Below are 16,474 nucleotides of genomic sequence, written 5' to 3'. Positions count from 1 at the left end.
CTCTGGCTCCTGCGAGCAGTATAGCTCAGCAGGGGAGGAATCCCCAAGGATGTCTCCTAACTGATGACAGACCCTAGGTATAACTCTATCCAAGTTCAGCAAACGTTGCTATTCGTACGGGAGTTCTGCGCGGATTATCTGAAATGACTTCAACGTGCCGCCTGAGTAGGGCTGCCCTTGACCATTGAGACGCAGCAAATAGAGATCATGGTGTAAGGAGAGGGATATGGCAGGACGACTCGACGGAAAAGTCGCGCTGATCTCCGGCGCAGCCCGGGGTATGGGACAGGCCGAGGCAGACCTGTTTGCCCAGGAGGGGGCCAAGGTGGTGCTGGCCGATGTGTTGGACGACCAGGGCCAGCAGGCGGCCCAGGACATCGTTCGACAGGGCGGGGACGCGCGCTACGTCCACCTGGACGTGACCCTGGAGAGCGACTGGCAAGGCGCCGTTGAAACGGCCGAACAGACCTACGGTCAGCTCAGCATCCTGATCAATAACGCCGGCATTGTCCGCATGGCGCCGCTGGACGAGACCAGTCTGGAGGCCTGGCACGAGGTCATTAACGTGAACCAGACCGGCGTGTTCCTGGGCATGAAACACGCCATTCCGGCCATGCGCCGGGCGGGCGGGGGATCGATCATCAATATCTCGTCGGTCGCCGGGCTGGTCGGGCTGCCGAACATTCCCGCCTACCAGGCCAGTAAGGGCGCGGTGCGGCTGCTGACCAAAAATGCCGCCGTCCAATACGCCCAGGATAATATCCGGGTGAACTCCATTCATCCGGGCCGGATTGAAACCCCGATGACCGCCCCGCTGGCGTCCGAGCGGCGGGAGATGGTGATTAACCTGACCCCGCTCAGACGGGACGGCAAGCCCCGAGAGGTCGCCTACGGCGCCCTGTTTCTGGCGTCTGACGAGGCGTCATACGTCACCGGGGCCGAGCTGGTCATCGACGGCGGCTTCACCGCCCAATAGGAGGCAGGCAGGATGACTCCCAGACTCTTCTACCGCCCCGGCTGAAGCTCGTGCGCCAAAACGAAAGAGTTGCTTTCGTCATGGGGCATTGCCTTTGAGGCGGTCAATGTTGAGGACGACCCGCAGGCTGCGGCCGAGCTGAAGCGCCGCCAGGTGCCACTCGTCCCGGCTGTCGCGGTCGGGGAACAGATTGTGCATGGCTGGAATCCGCCCGCCCTGGCCGCCCTGGTCGGCGTACCCTATTCGGATCGCCCTCAGCTTTCGCCGCCAGAACTTGCCGCGCGGCTGGACCGGATTCTGGACGCTACCCAACGGGCGCTGCGACCCGTCCCGGCCGAACGGCTGCGGACTACGGCTCCCGACCGTGACCGGACGCTGGGCGACATCGGCTATCATATCTTCCGGCTCAGCCTCGGTTTTCGCGACGCGGCCCGAGAGGGGCGCTTTCCGGCCGCCTGGCTGCTGGAAGCAGCGCCGGCCGAGATGCGCGACGGCGTCGCCCTGGCGCGCTACGGGGAAACCGTGCGGGTCCAGCTGTCGGACTGGTTTGCCGCCCACCCCGGCCAGCCGTTTTCTGTTGTAGTGCAGACCTACTACGGAGCCCAGTCGCTGCACGCCCTGTTGGAACGGACCAGCTGGCACGCGGCCCAGCACCTGCGCCAGGTGTATGCCCTGCTGGAGACGGTCGGGCTCACCCCCGAGCAACCCCTCGGCGCCCGGGATTACGCCGGTCTGCCGCTGCCGGACTCGGTCTGGTAGGATGCAGCGTGGCTATGTTCGGTGTGCTTGATCTGCTCAAGCGTGTCGCCCAGACGCTCCGCAAGGATAGGCTGGACCGGGTCCTGCTGGCCCTGGTGGTGATCATTCTGGCCGGCATGCTGGGCATCGCCTACTTTGACTCGCTGCCCCTGACCGACTCGCTGTGGTGGACGATTGTGACTATCACCACCGTCGGCTATGGGGATATTTATCCGGCATCCGTGGGCGGTCGGGTTGTCGGCGTATTGCTGATGCTGTTTGGCATCGGCTTTCTGGGCCTGTTGACGGCCACCCTGGCCAGCATCTTTGTTGAAGAACGACGACAGGAGGAAAAAGGCGTGAATCCGGTACGGGTCACTCAGCATCTGGTACTGTGCGGCTGGAGTTATAAAGTCCGGGAAATTGTCGAAGAAATCCGGGCCGATGGGGCAAACCAGAGCCGGCCGGTGGTCCTGATCGCCGAGCTGACGACCAAGCCCTTGGACGATGCCCAGGTGTACTTTGTGAACGGTCCGGTGACCCAGGATACCTTACGCAAGGCCAACGCCGGGCAGGCCCAGGCGGCCATTGTCCTGTCCGATGAGAGCGTTGAGGCGCACACCCGAGACGCCAAGACCATCCTCGGTACGCTGACGATTAAGGAGACATATCCGGAGTTGTACACCAGTGTGGAGCTGGTTGATCGCAAAAATGTCGAGCACTGTCGCCTGGCCAAGGCCGACGAGATTATTGTCTTGGGCGAAATCAGTACCAATCTGCTGGTCCGGGCCAGCCTCGACCACGGCGTGACGCAGATCATTACCGAGCTGGTGAGTAGCCGCTTTGGCAGCGAGATTTATAAAATCGTGCCGCCCCAAGTCTGCGTCGGCCGGCCTTTTCTTGAGGTACTGACCACCCTCAAGACGGACCGCAATATCATTGTCGTGGCGGTTGAGAGCGTGCACCAGGGTCGCTTTCTTGCCAACCCTCCGAATAGCTATATAATCGACGAGAGAGATCGTCTCATTGTGGTTGGCAAAGATCGTCAGGCGTAGGAGGAAAGTGGGTATGCCCTCAGCATATTTTGAGACGGTGAAAACGTTTTTGCTCGACTTGGGCTATGCGATCACCGAGGAGGACCCAGCTCAGGAGCTGGTGATGGTTCGGGATGAAGACAACGGGATTACCGATCTGATCGTCGACTGTGAAGATCCGATTCTTATCCTTGAGCAGATGATTCTGCCGGTCCCGGGCAATCCGGGCGCGATGTTCGAGCGGCTGCTACAAATGAACCGGACCCTCGTCCACGGCGCGTTCGTGCTCGACGAAGCCGGCACGCTGGTCTTGTTCCGGGATACCTTGCGCCTGGAAAACCTGGACATGAACGAATTGGAAGGCTCGATTGAGGCGCTCAGCCTGGCCCTGGCCGAAAATGCCGACGAGCTGCTGGCCTTTAGCAAACAATAAGGGAGAAGACCTATGACAAGCGTTTTTCAGCGACTGTTCAAGTTCGGACAGTCCGAGGCCCACGCGGCCCTCGATAAGTTTGAAGACCCGATCAAAATGACCGAGCAGGGCATCCGTGACCTCAAGCGTGATCTCCAGGCCAGCATGGGCAGTTTGGCCGAGGTCAAAGCCATTGCCATCCGGCTTCGACGGGACGCCGACGACAATAAAAATATGGCCGCCGAGTACGAGCGCAAGGCCATGCTGCTACTCCAGAAGATGCAGAGCGGCGCGCTTGACCAGGCCGAGGCCGAGCGCTTGGCGAGCGAAGCCCTGCGGCGCAAAGAAGAGTGCCTGGAAAAGGCCACCCGGAGCCAGCAGGACTGGCAGACCCAGGATGGCATGGCCTCCCAGCTCCAGGGGAAAATCGAGAAGCTCAAAGCCACCGTCTCAAAGTATGAAAACGATCTGATCACCCTCAAAGCGCGGGCCAAAACTGCGGCTTCGACCAAGAAGATCAACCAGCAGCTGTCCAAGATCGACTCGTCGGGCACGATCACCATGCTGGAAAAGATGCGCACCAAGGTGGAAGAGGACGAATCGCTGGCCCAGGCCTACGGGTCGCTGGCCGACGCCGATCAGACCGTTGAGGATGAGATTGACAATGCCCTGAACGCAAAGGCTGCACCCGCGACCAGTAACGCCCTGGCCGAGCTGAAGGCCAAGATGGGGATCGCCGCCGGCGCCTAGCACCAAGGTGAACGCTGATAAAGAGGGAGAAGGCCGGTGTCATTCCGCGACTGGTTAAAAGGCTTGTTTGCCGACAAAGAGCCAGAGGTGGATCCGCTCGATCTTTCCCTGACCGACCTGAAAAAGGGCTATCTGGTCGATTACGACCTGAAAACTTGGCAGGTCACCAGCCACAACCGGTATGACTTTGACGGCGACCAAGCCCACGAGTGGGAACTCTTCTCGGGCGATGAGCGCTGCTATCTGGGAGCCGAGAAGGACGATGAATACGTCTGGTCGGTCAGCCGCAAGATTGCGTTTTCGGCCCTCGGCCCGGCGGTCAAAGACCATCTGCTTCAGCACGACGACCCGCCCCAGGCGATTGTGTACGACGGGACCCGCTACAGCCTGGAAGAGAGTGGCGCGGGGTATTGCTTTCCCGATGGTCGGGTGGCCGGCGATGAGCTGATCTACTGGGACTACACGGACGAGACGGGTGAGAAACTGCTGACGATCGAACAGTGGGGCGAGACCGAGTTTGACGCCTCTGTCGGCAAGACGGTGCAGGCCTACGAGTTTCAGAATATTTTGCCCCAGCACGAGGAGTGATCGCGTGCCCGTTGCCTCGCTGCCCAGCCCGTCGCCCATCGTTCTCCACCTCGATCTGACTTATCACTGAGCCGTTTCTGGCTTGTCAGACAGAGCGCCCAACATTCCCGTCAATACACCTCCCAGCGGCCGCGTCTGTAGTACTCGTGCAGGATCGGCCGGCTCTCTTCGTTCACTTTGATTTGGGCGCGATCGTCAAACATCCCCTTGCCAAAATGGGCCATGGACAGCATCGCTGCTCGGTTCAGGAAACGCGTCTCAATCTCATCAAACGCCAGACCTGTAACGGTTTCTTTGAGCGCCTTGTCGTCCAGCAGGCTGGCGTCTACGCCTAACACAAACCCCCACTCGCCCATGGTTGGAATGTGGGTGTGGTAGGCCAGCGTACTCAGGCCGGCCGCCCCGAGCGTCTTGTCGATGCACACAAACGCCCGACGGGTAAAAAACGGGCTTGTCGCCTGGGTCACCACCACCCCGCCCCGTTTGAGCTGCTTCTTGCACAGGCGGTAAAAATTGAGCGAATACAGACGCGCCAGGGCGACCGAATTGGGGTCGGGCAGATCGACGATGATGACGTCGAACAGCCGCTCGGCCGTCCGCAGAAAGGCGAACGCATCGGCGTGCACAATCTCGACCCGGGGATCGTGCAGGGCGTTATCGTTGAGCTGGACGAGGACCGGGTGGGAAGACGCCAGCTCGGTCATGGCCGGGTCGAGGTCAACCAGGGTGAGGCGGGTGACGCCCGGATGTTTGAGGACCTCGCGCGCCGCCAGACCGTCGCCGCCGCCCAGAATCAGAATCTCCCGCCCAACAGGTGAATCCTGATCCCTGCCCAGTGTCGTGCTCGGCAGCGTCCACCTGTTGCCGACCAGGCTCAGGGCCGGGTGAACCAGGGGCTCATGGTAGCGCTCCTCGTCATAGCTGCTGAACTGTTGGTTGCCGTTGATGTACAGCCAGTAGTCCTGCCGCCAGCGCGTCATGACCAGGCGCTGGTAGGGGGTCTGTTTGACCAGGATGACGGTATCTTTGTACAGTGTTTGCTCGCCAAACAGGATGATTGGTTGGGCTCCTACGGCCAGGCCGACCAGGCCGAGGCTCACTCCGGCCCACAGTCCCGACATGAGCCGCGGGCGGGCCAACAAGGACCGGAAGCGGACCACAAACACGGACGCCACGGCAAAGTTGACCGTCCCCAGCGCCACCGGGGTATAGGTCAGGCCGAGATACGGCAGGGCCACAAAGGCAAAGATCAGGCCCCCCGCCAGCGCCCCGTAATAGTCCTTTTCCAGGACCGAAGAGATGTTCACCCGCAGTTCTTCGTAGTCGGCATTGACACGGGTGATGAGCGGGATTTCCATGCCGATCAACAGGCCGATAGCGGCTGCCAGGGGATAAATGACGAACCCGACATTGTTGAAAAAAGGGGACATGGCATAGCTGGCGGCCGCGACACTCGCGCACAGGACCGACAGGCCGAACTCGAGCAGGGTAAAGGTATCGAGCAGATTGGTGCTGAAGGAGCGACTCAGGCGACTGCCCAGCCCCATGGCAAACAGCATCAGCGACATCAGCAGGGTCCACTGCAGGGTGGCATTGCCGAGGAAGTAACTGGCCAGGGTGCACAGCACGAACTCGGCCACAATGCCCGCGCAGCCGGTCGCAAACAGGCACAGCTTCAGAAGGTGGTTCATCCTGTCTTTCTCTCTACAGGCTTAGGATGAACCACAGTGAGGCTAGACACACCAGATGATCAGGAAAGACGCACTCACGTAGGAGAACATCTCGAGACAGGCCACGCCGAGATGGGGGTGGTCTTGTTCAACCAGCTTGGCCGATATGCTCGTGCCGGGCAGCAGAAGCTTGTCGGTGGCGAAACGCACCGCCGGCAGGAAGACCAGCCCGACCAGGGCATAGCTGCCGAAGGCCAGGACATTGCGCTGCCAGGAGAAGAATTCCTCGCTGGCGGCAAAGCCCAGGATATTGCCCATGGCGATCAGCGCTCCGGCAAAGCTGACCCCGACCGCGACATTATCGCGCTCAATCTCGGTGTGGATGCTGTAGGGGGTAATCCACTCATACACCAGCCCGGTCAGAATCAAGCCCAGCTGTCCCAGACCCCAAAAGGCCAGGGCGGTCCAGATCGTACCGGTTTCCCCCGACAGGGCGCCGAACAGGATGAGACCGGTGGCGGTATACACCCCGGCTTCGCTGATACCGGTGCCCGCATTCTGGTCGTGGATAATTTCCCGTTCGTTGTCGAACTGAAACAGAATCAGCTTGTCGCTGACCAGGGTCGAGAGGTTGAGCAGCACGATGCCCAAGGGGCCGTACAGCAGGATATCGACCATGTCTTCGACCAAGCCGTGTGAGGGGCCGCTGAGCACCCCGCCGATGGTGAGCACCAGCCCCAGGTAATAGCCGACCAGGGCCAGGGCCAGGGCGACATTGTCGTTGTCCACCAGCTCTGTGGTGACCCGAAACGCGGGGTGCAGCACATCGAACACGCGCTTGCCGACCCAGAACAAGGCGTAGGCACACACGAGATACAGCAGGGCCAGAATCAGTCCATCAAGCGTCATGGCGTCCCCGGTCGTCAAAAGGTGAGCGTGATAGCAACAGAGATCTGGAGGACATCACGCTCACCTTTATTTGCCGAAGCCAAAGCTGCGCGAGCGGAGCGAGGCGCCACTGCTGCGGCCGACCCGGTTTTGGAACTTCTGGCGGAAGCGCTGCTGACTGGCTACCTCCCGGGCTTGACGGCGCTCAAAAAAGCTCGGGTTGCGCTGTCTGGTGGTGGTGCCGTTGGTGCCGTACTCGCGACCGGTCGGACCGTAGTAGGGCCGGTTCTGGCTCTGGTAGCCCCGATACTGGTCATAATCCCGGCGAAAGATGCTTCCTCCGGCCAGCCCCAGCACGTCTCTCAGCAGCGCATATTTGCCGTAAAATTCCCAGAAGGAGTTGCCCTGGCTATCGTTCCGCCACCGCCCGTATTGTTCATTGCCGACGTAGTGATAGCCGGCCGGATGGGGGGTAGTGGTTTCCTGTCCTTCGCGTTTCGAGGCCAGGCTCATGCCGAGGAAGTTTTCATTCCTGCGATAGAACTCCTCTGAGACCTCGAGCCAGTTGCTTGACCACACCTGCTCGCCCTGCAGGACCTTGTATTTGTGGTAGTATGCAGGAAAAAATGTGCCGTCCTGCCGCATGTCCTCCAGGGCGATGGTGTACTCGGGAGCGTCGCGCAGCTGAGCCTTGAGTTGGTCGAGTGGAGACCGGGGAGCGGAACAGCCCGGCAGGCCGAGCACCGGCACGAGGATCAGCCCGAGGATCAGCACCGGGCCGAGAAGCGGTGTGGAAAAGATATGACGCATGCCGTGCCCTTGCCACCAGTAGGAAACATGATGTCTTCTTGAGATGATCTGTTATCACGTTTCCTACTGCCAGCCGAGAGACACCGTTCAGAATGAACAAACTTGTGGCCAGCGTCAAGCTCGACAGACACGAGGCATCAGACTGAAGCGGGACACGCGGTTACGACCATGTCCAGAATAGGTACCCATCTGCTCGCCGACCTGTACGGCATAGACTTGGCGCTACTGCGGGACGAAGGAGAGCTGGTGCGCGTCTTTCGCGCCGCGCTTGACGGAGCCGGTTTCAGCGTGCTCCACCAGCTCAGCCACCGCTTTGCCGACGGCGGACAAGGCGTGACCGGCATGTTTCTGCTATCCGTGTCCCACGCCACCTTCCATACTTTTCCCGAACACGGGTATATGGCGGTGGATATTTTTTCGTGCGGCAGCGCCGATCCCCAGGCGGTCCTGGACATCCTGACCCAGACCTTCGCGCCCCACACCGTCCATACCCAGCGGGTGGACAGAGGGGAGCGCTGAGCGGTGATCGCTTCCTAAGGTGGGTCGCCCCGCTCCAGATTTTTCTCCCTCCAGGATAAGATGAGAGGGGAAAATCTTTACGGTTGACCCAAGAGGGTGCTATGGGGCCGCTCTGAGGAAAAGAAAGCCCTCAAAGACTTAGAGAACAAGTCCGTTGCTTCCTTCCCTACACGCAGACCTGGAGACCGTGTCAGAAGAGTGATCGGCGTCGCCAACCGTCGACACTCCATGGGGCGCTACTGCGTTGTGTTGTCTCTGCGATTTTTGCACAAATCAGGATGGAACCGGCTCAGATGACCAAACTCACACCAACAAAGGTGTCTATTACGTCCTCCATGCTGCTCTCCCACCTCGCGCGGGCCGGGCCATTCACATCACCCGGGACCGTCGTTATGGAATGAGTTTGACCAGGGTGACAGTCAGGCCGACGATGCCGACGGCCATGAGCCAGAGCTGTTTGTAGAGAGCGGCAAACTGCTCGGCCATCTCCGTCCGCACGACGGCAATATCGGTCTCCAGCTTTGCTTTCACGGCCGCGAGGTCTCCTTCCAGGGCAGCGCGGACCTCGGTGAGATCGGCTTTGGTGGCGATGTTGCCGCCCAGGGCCTCGCCCATGGTGTTGACCACGGCCTCGGCTTGGCTCTCCTCGAAGCCGGCCTGCTTGAGGGCCATGACGGCTTTGTGGGTGTCAAAGGCCGGCGCGCTCATGGCTGTGTGGCTCCTTTCTCACTGTCCTGGCGGGGCGACAGCTCAAACAGCGCCCGATCTCGCGGTCCCGTTCAAGAAAACGATCCAGGGCAGCCTTGAGCCGTTCTTCAGGCTACCCCGCGCGCTCGACCGATGAGGCGCCCATCACCGCTCACCTTGCGGCTGCCGGCCGGCCCTCCCCGGCTCTACTCGGCCTTCAGCTTTTTAATTTCCTCGGTCAGCTCCGGGACGGCCTGAAACAGGTCGGCCACCAAACCGTAATCGGACACGTTGAAGATCGGGGCTTCGGGGTCTTTGTTGATCGAGACGATGACCTTGGAGTCTTTCATGCCCGCCAGGTGCTGAATGGCCCCGGAGATGCCGACCGCAAAATACAGCTCGGGCGCAACGACTTTGCCGGTCTGACCGACTTGCAGGTCGTTGGGCACAAAACCGGCGTCAACCGCCGCCCGGCTGGCACCCATGGCCGCGCCCATGGCATCAACCAGGGGCTCCAGATACTCTTTGAAATTCTCTCCGGACTTGAGTCCCCGGCCACCCGAAATGACAATACTCGCATCGGCCAGCGTCGGCCGGTCGGATTTGATCTCGTTAAAGACAACAAAGCGCATCTGTTGGTCGGCCGCCTCAAGGCTGATATCGGCCTGTTCAACCGGCGATTGGTCGCCCGGATGGGCCGCGTCAAAGGCCGTGCCACGCACCGATACGACCTGCACCGCCCCGTCCAGCGATACCGTCGCAATCGCGTTGCCGGCATACATCGGACGCTGAAACGTGCCGTCGTCATTGACTCCCACAATATCGCTGGCCATCCCGACGTTGAGCCGGGCGGCGACCCGGGGCAGCATATCCTTGCCCTGGGCGGTAGAGGTGGCCAGCAGAAGCGACACCTCGTTGCGACTGACCAGCTGTTCGAGGGCGGCGGCATACGCGTCGGCCAGATAGTTGGCCAGCGCTGGATTGTCCACGGCCAGGACTTTGGCCGCACCATAGCCGGCCGCTTCCTGGGCCGCGCTTTCTAGACCGGCGCCCAGGACCGCAACCAGCACGTCTCCGCCGAGCTTGCCGGCCGCCTCTTTGCCGGCCTGAATGGCGATCAGCGTACTCTTTGGCAGGTGTCCGTTTTTTGTTTCGGCATAGACCAGTACATTCCCCATGACAGGCTCCTCAAAAGGTGATGGTGCTTAGAGCACTTTGGCTTCGGTGTGCAGCAGTTCGACGAGTTCTTGCACCGACTCGACGATCTTGCCGGCTTCTTTCTTGGCCGGCGGCTGCATGGACTGCACGCTGAGGCGCAGGCTGGTGTCCACCCCCAGCTCAGCCAGCGGGATCTCTCTGATCTCTTTTTTGCGCGCTTTCATGATCCCCGGCAGCGAGGCGTACCGCGGCTCATTGAGACGCAGGTCGGCGGTGACCAGGCCCGGCAGCCCAAAGCCGACGGTTTCCAGACCGCCGTCCACCTCGCGGATGACCTCGACCGACTGCTGGTCGTCGGACAGCGTGATCTCAGAGGCAAAGGTTGCCTGCGGCCAGCCGAGCAGGGCGGCCAGCATCTGTCCGGCCTGGTTTGAATCGTCGTCAATCGCCTGCTTGCCCATCAGAACCAGGTCGGGGCTCTCGCTTTCGACCAGCGTGGCCAGCACCCGGGCCACGCCGAGCGGATCGAGATCCTGATCGGCCAGCACCAGCAGAGCCCGGTCGGCACCCATGGCCAGCCCGGTCCGCAACTGCTCGGTGTTGACCTTCTGGCCGATACTGGCCAGGATCACCTCACTGCCGCTGACTTTTTCCTTGATCCGCAGCCCTTCCTCAATCGCGATTTCGTCAAAAGGGTTGATCACATACTTCACATTATCGGTGACAATTCCGGAGTTGTCGGCATTAACCCGAATCGTGGTCTCCGGGTCGGGCACCCGCTTGACTGTGACAAGTATCTTCACCGCTGTTTTCCTCCTCAGCTCGCGCTGTGCAGCACCGTTCAGGCATGCAAGGTGGACGATGATGACCCTCCCATCAAAAAGAGATCATCGTCTACCTTGGATAGCCCAGACGGTTTGATAACTCGTGGCCGGCCTTGATGGCCAGCGGGATGATTTCACGTTCTGCCCGCTCGGGCGGGATCCGATAGGCTGGACCGCTGACCGCCAGGCTGCCGACAACCGTGCGCGTATAGTCTTTGACGGGCACGGCGACGGTGTGCACGTCGGGCACATATTCCCCATTATCGACCGCGTAGCCCTTGCTGGCGATCGCGCCTAACTGCTCAATCAGAACCGGCCGGTCGGTAATCGTCCGTTGGGTGTGCAGGGTCAGCTCGTCGGACAGGATGCGCTGGATTTCCTCGGCCGGCTCGAACGCCAGATGCACCTTGCCTACCGCAGTGCAGTGCAGCGGCAGGTTTTCGCCGACCTGGGAGACGATACGAACCGGCTGGTCGGACTCGACCATGGCCAGCGGCACGACTTTTCCCTTGCGCATGACGGCCACATAGGCACTCTCGCGGCAGTCTTTGACTACCTCGGTCATGATCGACCTGGCCTGTTGCAACAGGCCCATATGCTGAATATAGGTCTGGCCCAGCTGGAGGCAGTTTGTTCCCAAACGGTAGTTCTCAGTCGAGCGATTCTGTTCTATATAGCCACGGGACTCCAGGGTTGCCAGAATACGGAAAACGTTGTTTTTATGCAGATCCAGCCGTTTGCTCAGCTCGGTAACGCCCAGTTCCCCATCGCCATGGAACTGTTCCAGCACATCCAAAGCATGGATCACGGCTTGGATGATATAGTTGCTTTTTTCACGGCGGACCATGCTTCCTCCTCAAAAGGGAACGATGATGACCTTCTGAGTGAAATGAGATTATCGTTCACTTTGATGACCGCCTCATCAGGAAGAGAGTACGGTTCCCCTTTACACCGCTGGGCTCTAAGCAAATGACGTTCTACCCTAGAGGATGTGATTTCCCTTTGTCAACATGGTCTACGCCACGCTGGCCCGGCCCGGCCTGAGCAGGAGAGACATGGTGGATGCGGAGACGGCTTTCGATATTCTCAACCCGGACGGGCGTTTTCCACTCCTCCTGACCTGTGAACACGCCTCGTGTCGGGTGCCGGCCGCATACCGCAATCTCGGCCTGAGCCAGGCCGCCCTGGGCCGGCACATCGGCTGGGATATCGGGGCCCGGGCGGTTCTTGAGGCTGTCGTGCGGAGGCTGGACGCCCCGGCGGTCTGCTCGCGCTACTCGCGTCTGCTCATCGACTGTAACCGCACGCCGCACGATCATGATCTGATCGTCAGCCACAGCGACGGGACACCCATCCCCGGTAATCAGCGCCTCTCGGCAGCCGAGCGGCACAAGCGTCTCACACGGTTTTACCAGCCGTATCACGACGCGGTTGATGCTACGCTCGGGAAGCTGCTGACCGGGCACGTCCGGCCGTCCCTGCTCAGCCTGCACAGTTTTACCCCGGCCCTGCGCGGCCAAGCCGGGCACGAGCGCGCATTTGATATCGGGGTACTGTTTGATGACTACCGGGACGTGGCCGCCGACCTCGGCCGACGCTTGCACCAAGCCGGCTATCGGGTCCGCCATAATGAGCCCTACTCCGGCTATGAGGGACTGATTTTCAGCGCCCGCAGCCATGGCCGGCGGCATCGGCTTGTGTATCTGGAACTGGAAATGAATAATAGGCTGCTCGGGCAGCCCGACAGTATTGGCCGGATGGCGGAGGCCATCGGTGATGCGTGTGTTGGGCTATTCGCTCGACGCGACGGGTAAGCAACACCGAAAAGGGGAGCGTATGCGTATTATTTTGATTGGCCAGGCCGCGTTTGCCGAAAAAACCCTGGAGAAGCTGGTCGATAGAGGCGAAGAGGTGGTGGCCGTTTTTTGCCCACCGGACGCGGCCGAAGGCAGATTTGACCCGGTCAAACAACGGGCGATTGATCTCGGTATTCCCGTCCACCAGCACAAGTCGATGAAGCGGGAGCAGGCCGAGGTGGTCAAGAAGTTTGCAGACCTGAACGCCGATCTGGCGATTCTGGCCTTTGTGACCCAGATTGTGCCGCCGGCCGTCTTTAACACGCCCAAGTGGGGCAGTATCTGTTTTCATCCGTCGCTGCTGCCCAAGTATCGTGGCCGGAGCGCGATGAACTGGGCTCTGATCAACGGCGAAACCACAACCGGCCTGACCCTGTTCTGGGTTGATGAGGGGATCGATACCGGGCCGATTCTGTTGCAGAAAGAGGTCGCGGTCGATCCTGACGACACCACCGGCACGCTGTACTTCAACAAAATCTTTTCGCTCGGCGTTGACGCCATTGCCGAGTCGGTTGACCTGATCAGGGCCGGCAATCCGCCCCGCCTGGTTCAGGACGAGTCGCTGGCCAACTACGATCCGCCGTGCGCCGATGAACACGGCCAGATCGACTGGTCCAAGCCCGCCCAGCAGATTTACAACCAGATCCGGGGCTGTGACCCGCAACCCGGCGCGCATACCGTCTGGCGGGACCAGATCGGCTGCAGCCTGCCAGCGGCACGGCTGCAGCCGGACAGGTGCTTGAGGTCGGTCAGGAGACCGTCAGCATCGCTGCTTCCGGCGGCACGCTGGTGGCCGGGAAAATGCGCGGCCAAGGCAAGAAGCTGGCCGCCGCAGAAGTGGCCAAACAGAGCGGTTTGGGGGTGGGAGACAGGCTGGGATAAGGATCGTGAGGGGGTGCCCAAGGGCGACCACGGGGGGTCGTCCCTACGATTCGAGCGGCTCCAGTTCGACCAGGATCTGGCCCAGTTCGACCAGCTCTCCCGGTGCGACATGAATCGTTTTCACCCTGGCCTGTGCGTCGCTGGCCAGGGCGTTTTCCATTTTCATGGCTTCGAGCACCACCAGGGTCTGGTTGGCCTCAACCTCATCGCCCTGTTCGACCCGGACCTCGAGGATTTTGCCCGGCATAGGCGAGCGGATTTCGGGCTCCCAGCCACCGGCTTGGCTTTTGCGCTCGCGGCCGCGACCGTCCTGGGCTGTACTGAATTCGTACACCCGGCCCTCGACGGCGACCAGAATGCGGCCGCCGTGGCTGACGACATGAGCCTGGACCGCTCGGCCGTCAAGCAACATGGACGATGATCTCTTCTTGCTCAGCTGGTCATCATCGTCCATGTTGAAAAGCAGCGTCATTGACCCGTTGCGGGCCGAGATTAGCTGGGCCTGCCCGCTGTGCCCGTTCAGGCTGAATTCGTACCTGTCCCCGTTTTGGGTGTAGTCGAGGACCAGCGCTTCGTCCTGTGCGTACAGGGTGGTCTTCATCCGCTACTGTCCTAAGCGCCAGCCGCCGAGTTGGGTCCAGGGGCTCGGCGGGGGGGAGTGTGGGGTCGTCGCCTGGCCGGAACTTGGCTGGGTCTGGCCCAGCGCCGCAGCCAGGGCGGCGACCGAGCGATGGGTGGTCGTATCCGGTTGCCAGTCCTGGAAGTGTTCGGTCAGAAAGCCGGTATGAGTGTGTCCGGCAATGAAGGCCGGGTGGGCCAACACATCAAGGAGAAACGGTCCGTTTGTGACCGGGCCGAGCACCACACACTGGCGTAGGGCGGCCTGCATACGCTGGCGCGCTTGCTCGCGGTCTCGGCCCCAAGTGGACAGCTTGGCAATCAGCGGGTCGTAGTACACGCTGACTTGGCTGTCCAACTCCACCCCCGCGTCAACCCGAACGCCGGGCCCTGCAGGCGGCTGCCAGGCCAAGACCGGACCGGGGGCGGGCAGGAAGCCGTTGGCCGGGTCTTCGGCGTACAGCCGGCACTCACACGCGTGGCCGCTGGGCTGAATATCGTCCTGACCGAAGCCGAGCTCTTCGCCGGCGGCAATCCGGATTTGTTCGCGGACCAGGTCGAGGCCGGTAACCAGCTCCGTAATCGGGTGTTCGACCTGGAGGCGGGCGTTGACTTCCAGGAAGTAAAAACGGCCCTGATCGTCCAGGATGAATTCGACCGTGCCGGCGTTGTAATAGCCTGCGGCTCGGGCTACGGCCAGGGCCGCCCGGGTCATGTCCGCCCGCAGCGGTTCGGAGACCGTAGGGGACGGCGTTTCTTCAAAAATTTTCTGATAGCGACGCTGAATCGAGCATTCCCGCTCACCCAGATGGACCAGCGTCCCGTGCTGGTCGCCCAGCAGCTGGACTTCGACGTGGTGCGGTTTTTCCAGGTAGCGCTCAATATATACCGTGCCCTCGGCAAAGGCGGCCGCGGCTTCGCGCTGGGCGGCCGCCAGGGCCTCGTCCAACTCCTCGTAGCTGCGGACAATCCGCATGCCTTTGCCGCCCCCGCCGGCCGCAGCTTTGATCAACAACGGATAGCCGAGCGTCTCGACCTGTTCTTTGAGCACCGCCGGCTCGGCCGATGGCTCTTCCAGGGCCGGGATGACCGGCACCCCGAGCGCGGCAACGGTCTGGCGAGCAAAGATTTTGTTGCCAACGGCCGACAAGGATTGCGGCGCCGGCCCGATAAAGGTCAAACCGGCCTCGTGCACCTGCTGGGCGAATGCGGCGTTTTCCGACAGAAACCCGTAGCCCGGATGAATCGCCTGGGCGCCGGTGTGTTGGGCGGCGGCAATAATCGCCGCGCCGTTCAGGTAGCTTTCGGTGGCGGGCGCCGGGCCGATACACACCGCTTCGTCAGCCGCGTGCAGATGGGGAGAAGACAGGTCGGCCTCGGAATACACCGCCACGGCCGCGATGCCCATCTCCTGACAGCTGCGGGCGACGCGGGCAGCGATTTCCCCACGGTTGGCGATCAGAATTTTTTTGAACACAGCTACTGCCTCGGATAGCGGAGTCGGAGGGTCTGGCAGCCAGCAGTAGTCTGATCGGGGCGTTTTGTCTACTCCCCGGGGCCGGACTCACTGCACCTTCTGGTACTTGCGATAGTCGTAGCCGGTTGCCATGGCCAGCAGCAGCTTGTCCATACCGCCCTGGCGCTCGCGACGCAGGACGGCCAAGCGGTCCAGAAAGTCCTGGTAGTCCTTGTGGACCCGCCGCTTACGGTTGACGCTGCGAAAGACAAAATCCTTCAGCCGGGTGACGGTGAAACGCAGGGCCGAAAACCGCAGTTCATTGGGAAAGGCGTCCCACTCGACCAGCGCCAGGGTCCGCATTTCCTGGTAGCCGTCAATCAGGGCGTTGAAGCGGTCGAGGTGGTAACGCCCGTCCAGATAGCACAGGGCATTCACCGCGGTGGCCAAGTCGCTGATCAGTTTTCCCTGTGCCGCAGCCTCAAAATCGAGCACCCCAGACACCTTTTTGCCCCGGAACAGCAGGTTGTCGGCAAACAGGTCGCCATGGATGATGCCCTTTGGCAGCCGCTCTTCGAGATACTCCTCATGGTGGGCCAGCTCATCGT

18 protein-coding genes are annotated in these 16,474 nt (G+C 61.2%); 9 read left to right on the top strand and 9 right to left on the bottom strand.

The annotated features are described in order from the left end of the window. Window positions 1–226: 226 nt before the first annotated feature. The 6 genes from J4F42_03085 (at window position 227) to J4F42_03060 (ending at window position 4,498) form a co-directional block, all read left to right on the top strand. Entirely contained in the window at window positions 227–976 is a 750-nt protein-coding gene (locus J4F42_03085) for a glucose 1-dehydrogenase (GenBank protein MCE2484474.1), read from the top strand. A gap of 69 nt (window positions 977–1,045) precedes the next feature. After that, entirely contained in the window at window positions 1,046–1,735 is a 690-nt protein-coding gene (locus tag J4F42_03080) for a hypothetical protein (protein ID MCE2484473.1), read from the top strand. An 8-nt stretch (window positions 1,736–1,743) separates the two neighbouring features. After that, complete coding sequence (locus tag J4F42_03075) at window positions 1,744–2,769, top strand: ion transporter (GenBank protein ID MCE2484472.1); 1,026 nt, start codon at window positions 1,744–1,746, stop codon at window positions 2,767–2,769. Between the two features lie 13 nt (window positions 2,770–2,782). Further along, complete coding sequence (locus J4F42_03070) at window positions 2,783–3,181, top strand: YbjN domain-containing protein (GenBank protein MCE2484471.1); 399 nt, start codon at window positions 2,783–2,785, stop codon at window positions 3,179–3,181. Window positions 3,182–3,193: 12 nt separating this feature from the next. After that, the gene (locus tag J4F42_03065) at window positions 3,194–3,910 is read left to right on the top strand and encodes a PspA/IM30 family protein (GenBank protein ID MCE2484470.1); all 717 of its coding nucleotides are present in this window, start codon (window positions 3,194–3,196) and stop codon (window positions 3,908–3,910) included. 36 nt (window positions 3,911–3,946) lie between these two features. Then, window positions 3,947–4,498 carry a DUF4178 domain-containing protein gene (locus J4F42_03060; protein MCE2484469.1) on the top strand — a complete coding sequence of 184 codons (552 nt, stop codon included), beginning with the start codon at window positions 3,947–3,949 and terminating at the stop codon, window positions 4,496–4,498. A 110-nt stretch (window positions 4,499–4,608) separates the two neighbouring features. Here the strand turns inward: J4F42_03060 and J4F42_03055 are convergent, their stop codons facing one another. From J4F42_03055 to J4F42_03045, 3 genes are all read right to left on the bottom strand, one after another. Beyond that, on the bottom strand, window positions 4,609–6,189 hold the full coding sequence (locus J4F42_03055; GenBank protein MCE2484468.1) for a polyamine aminopropyltransferase: 1,581 nt from the start codon (window positions 6,187–6,189) through the stop codon (window positions 4,609–4,611). 42 nt (window positions 6,190–6,231) lie between these two features. Beyond that, a complete protein-coding gene (locus tag J4F42_03050; GenBank protein MCE2484467.1) occupies window positions 6,232–7,077 on the bottom strand; it encodes a DUF350 domain-containing protein in 846 nt (281 codons plus the stop codon). A 66-nt stretch (window positions 7,078–7,143) separates the two neighbouring features. Further along, on the bottom strand, window positions 7,144–7,866 hold the full coding sequence (locus J4F42_03045; GenBank protein ID MCE2484466.1) for a hypothetical protein: 723 nt from the start codon (window positions 7,864–7,866) through the stop codon (window positions 7,144–7,146). 168 nt (window positions 7,867–8,034) lie between these two features. Here J4F42_03045 and speD point away from each other — a divergent pair, with 168 nt between their 5' ends. Next, window positions 8,035–8,385: an adenosylmethionine decarboxylase gene (gene speD / locus J4F42_03040; GenBank protein MCE2484465.1), complete on the top strand. Its 351-nt coding sequence runs from the start codon at window positions 8,035–8,037 to the stop codon at window positions 8,383–8,385. Between the two features lie 390 nt (window positions 8,386–8,775). Here the strand turns inward: speD and J4F42_03035 are convergent, their stop codons facing one another. The 4 genes from J4F42_03035 to J4F42_03020 form a co-directional block, all read right to left on the bottom strand. Continuing rightward, on the bottom strand, window positions 8,776–9,093 hold the full coding sequence (locus tag J4F42_03035; GenBank protein ID MCE2484464.1) for a hypothetical protein: 318 nt from the start codon (window positions 9,091–9,093) through the stop codon (window positions 8,776–8,778). Between the two features lie 185 nt (window positions 9,094–9,278). Next, window positions 9,279–10,250 carry an electron transfer flavoprotein subunit alpha/FixB family protein gene (locus tag J4F42_03030; GenBank protein ID MCE2484463.1) on the bottom strand — a complete coding sequence of 324 codons (972 nt, stop codon included), beginning with the start codon at window positions 10,248–10,250 and terminating at the stop codon, window positions 9,279–9,281. A gap of 27 nt (window positions 10,251–10,277) precedes the next feature. Then, window positions 10,278–11,033 (bottom strand): electron transfer flavoprotein subunit beta/FixA family protein, encoded by a 756-nt coding sequence (locus J4F42_03025; protein MCE2484462.1) that lies wholly within the window; start codon window positions 11,031–11,033, stop codon window positions 10,278–10,280. Window positions 11,034–11,124: 91 nt separating this feature from the next. Further along, a complete protein-coding gene (locus J4F42_03020; GenBank protein MCE2484461.1) occupies window positions 11,125–11,901 on the bottom strand; it encodes an IclR family transcriptional regulator in 777 nt (258 codons plus the stop codon). 211 nt (window positions 11,902–12,112) lie between these two features. On the opposite strand from J4F42_03020, the gene J4F42_03015 reads away from it, so the two are divergent. Further along, window positions 12,113–12,868: an N-formylglutamate amidohydrolase gene (locus tag J4F42_03015; protein ID MCE2484460.1), complete on the top strand. Its 756-nt coding sequence runs from the start codon at window positions 12,113–12,115 to the stop codon at window positions 12,866–12,868. A 22-nt stretch (window positions 12,869–12,890) separates the two neighbouring features. Beyond that, window positions 12,891–14,213 carry a methionyl-tRNA formyltransferase gene (locus tag J4F42_03010; protein ID MCE2484459.1) on the top strand — a complete coding sequence of 441 codons (1,323 nt, stop codon included), beginning with the start codon at window positions 12,891–12,893 and terminating at the stop codon, window positions 14,211–14,213. A 183-nt stretch (window positions 14,214–14,396) separates the two neighbouring features. Here J4F42_03010 and J4F42_03005 read toward each other — a convergent pair whose 3' ends face one another. Together J4F42_03005 and J4F42_03000 are read right to left on the bottom strand one after the other, a co-directional pair. Next, window positions 14,397–15,887 carry an acetyl-CoA carboxylase biotin carboxylase subunit gene (locus J4F42_03005; GenBank protein MCE2484458.1) on the bottom strand — a complete coding sequence of 497 codons (1,491 nt, stop codon included), beginning with the start codon at window positions 15,885–15,887 and terminating at the stop codon, window positions 14,397–14,399. Window positions 15,888–15,974: 87 nt separating this feature from the next. Continuing rightward, window positions 15,975–16,474, bottom strand: a 500-nt coding sequence (locus tag J4F42_03000; protein ID MCE2484457.1) for a phosphotransferase, incomplete at its 5' end; no start/stop codon positions are given.

Source organism: Desulfurellaceae bacterium (assembly GCA_021296095.1).
Lineage (GTDB): Bacteria > Desulfobacterota > Binatia > Bin18 > Bin18 > JAAXHF01.
Note: the sequence above shows the minus strand (reverse complement) of the source record. Positions and strands in the feature narration are given on the sequence as shown.

Coding starts and splice junctions, on each gene's coding strand:
- J4F42_03035 (MCE2484464.1), bottom strand. CDS start 9,093: ATGAGCGCGCCGGCCTTTGACACCCACAAAGCCGTCATGGCCCTCAAG.
- J4F42_03050 (MCE2484467.1), bottom strand. CDS start 7,077: ATGACGCTTGATGGACTGATTCTGGCCCTGCTGTATCTCGTGTGTGCC.
- J4F42_03010 (MCE2484459.1), top strand. CDS start 12,891: ATGCGTATTATTTTGATTGGCCAGGCCGCGTTTGCCGAAAAAACCCTG.
- J4F42_03065 (MCE2484470.1), top strand. CDS start 3,194: ATGACAAGCGTTTTTCAGCGACTGTTCAAGTTCGGACAGTCCGAGGCC.
- J4F42_03055 (MCE2484468.1), bottom strand. CDS start 6,189: ATGAACCACCTTCTGAAGCTGTGCCTGTTTGCGACCGGCTGCGCGGGC.
- J4F42_03045 (MCE2484466.1), bottom strand. CDS start 7,866: ATGCGTCATATCTTTTCCACACCGCTTCTCGGCCCGGTGCTGATCCTC.
- J4F42_03085 (MCE2484474.1), top strand. CDS start 227: ATGGCAGGACGACTCGACGGAAAAGTCGCGCTGATCTCCGGCGCAGCC.
- speD (MCE2484465.1), top strand. CDS start 8,035: ATGTCCAGAATAGGTACCCATCTGCTCGCCGACCTGTACGGCATAGAC.
- J4F42_03030 (MCE2484463.1), bottom strand. CDS start 10,250: ATGGGGAATGTACTGGTCTATGCCGAAACAAAAAACGGACACCTGCCA.
- J4F42_03020 (MCE2484461.1), bottom strand. CDS start 11,901: ATGGTCCGCCGTGAAAAAAGCAACTATATCATCCAAGCCGTGATCCAT.
- J4F42_03070 (MCE2484471.1), top strand. CDS start 2,783: ATGCCCTCAGCATATTTTGAGACGGTGAAAACGTTTTTGCTCGACTTG.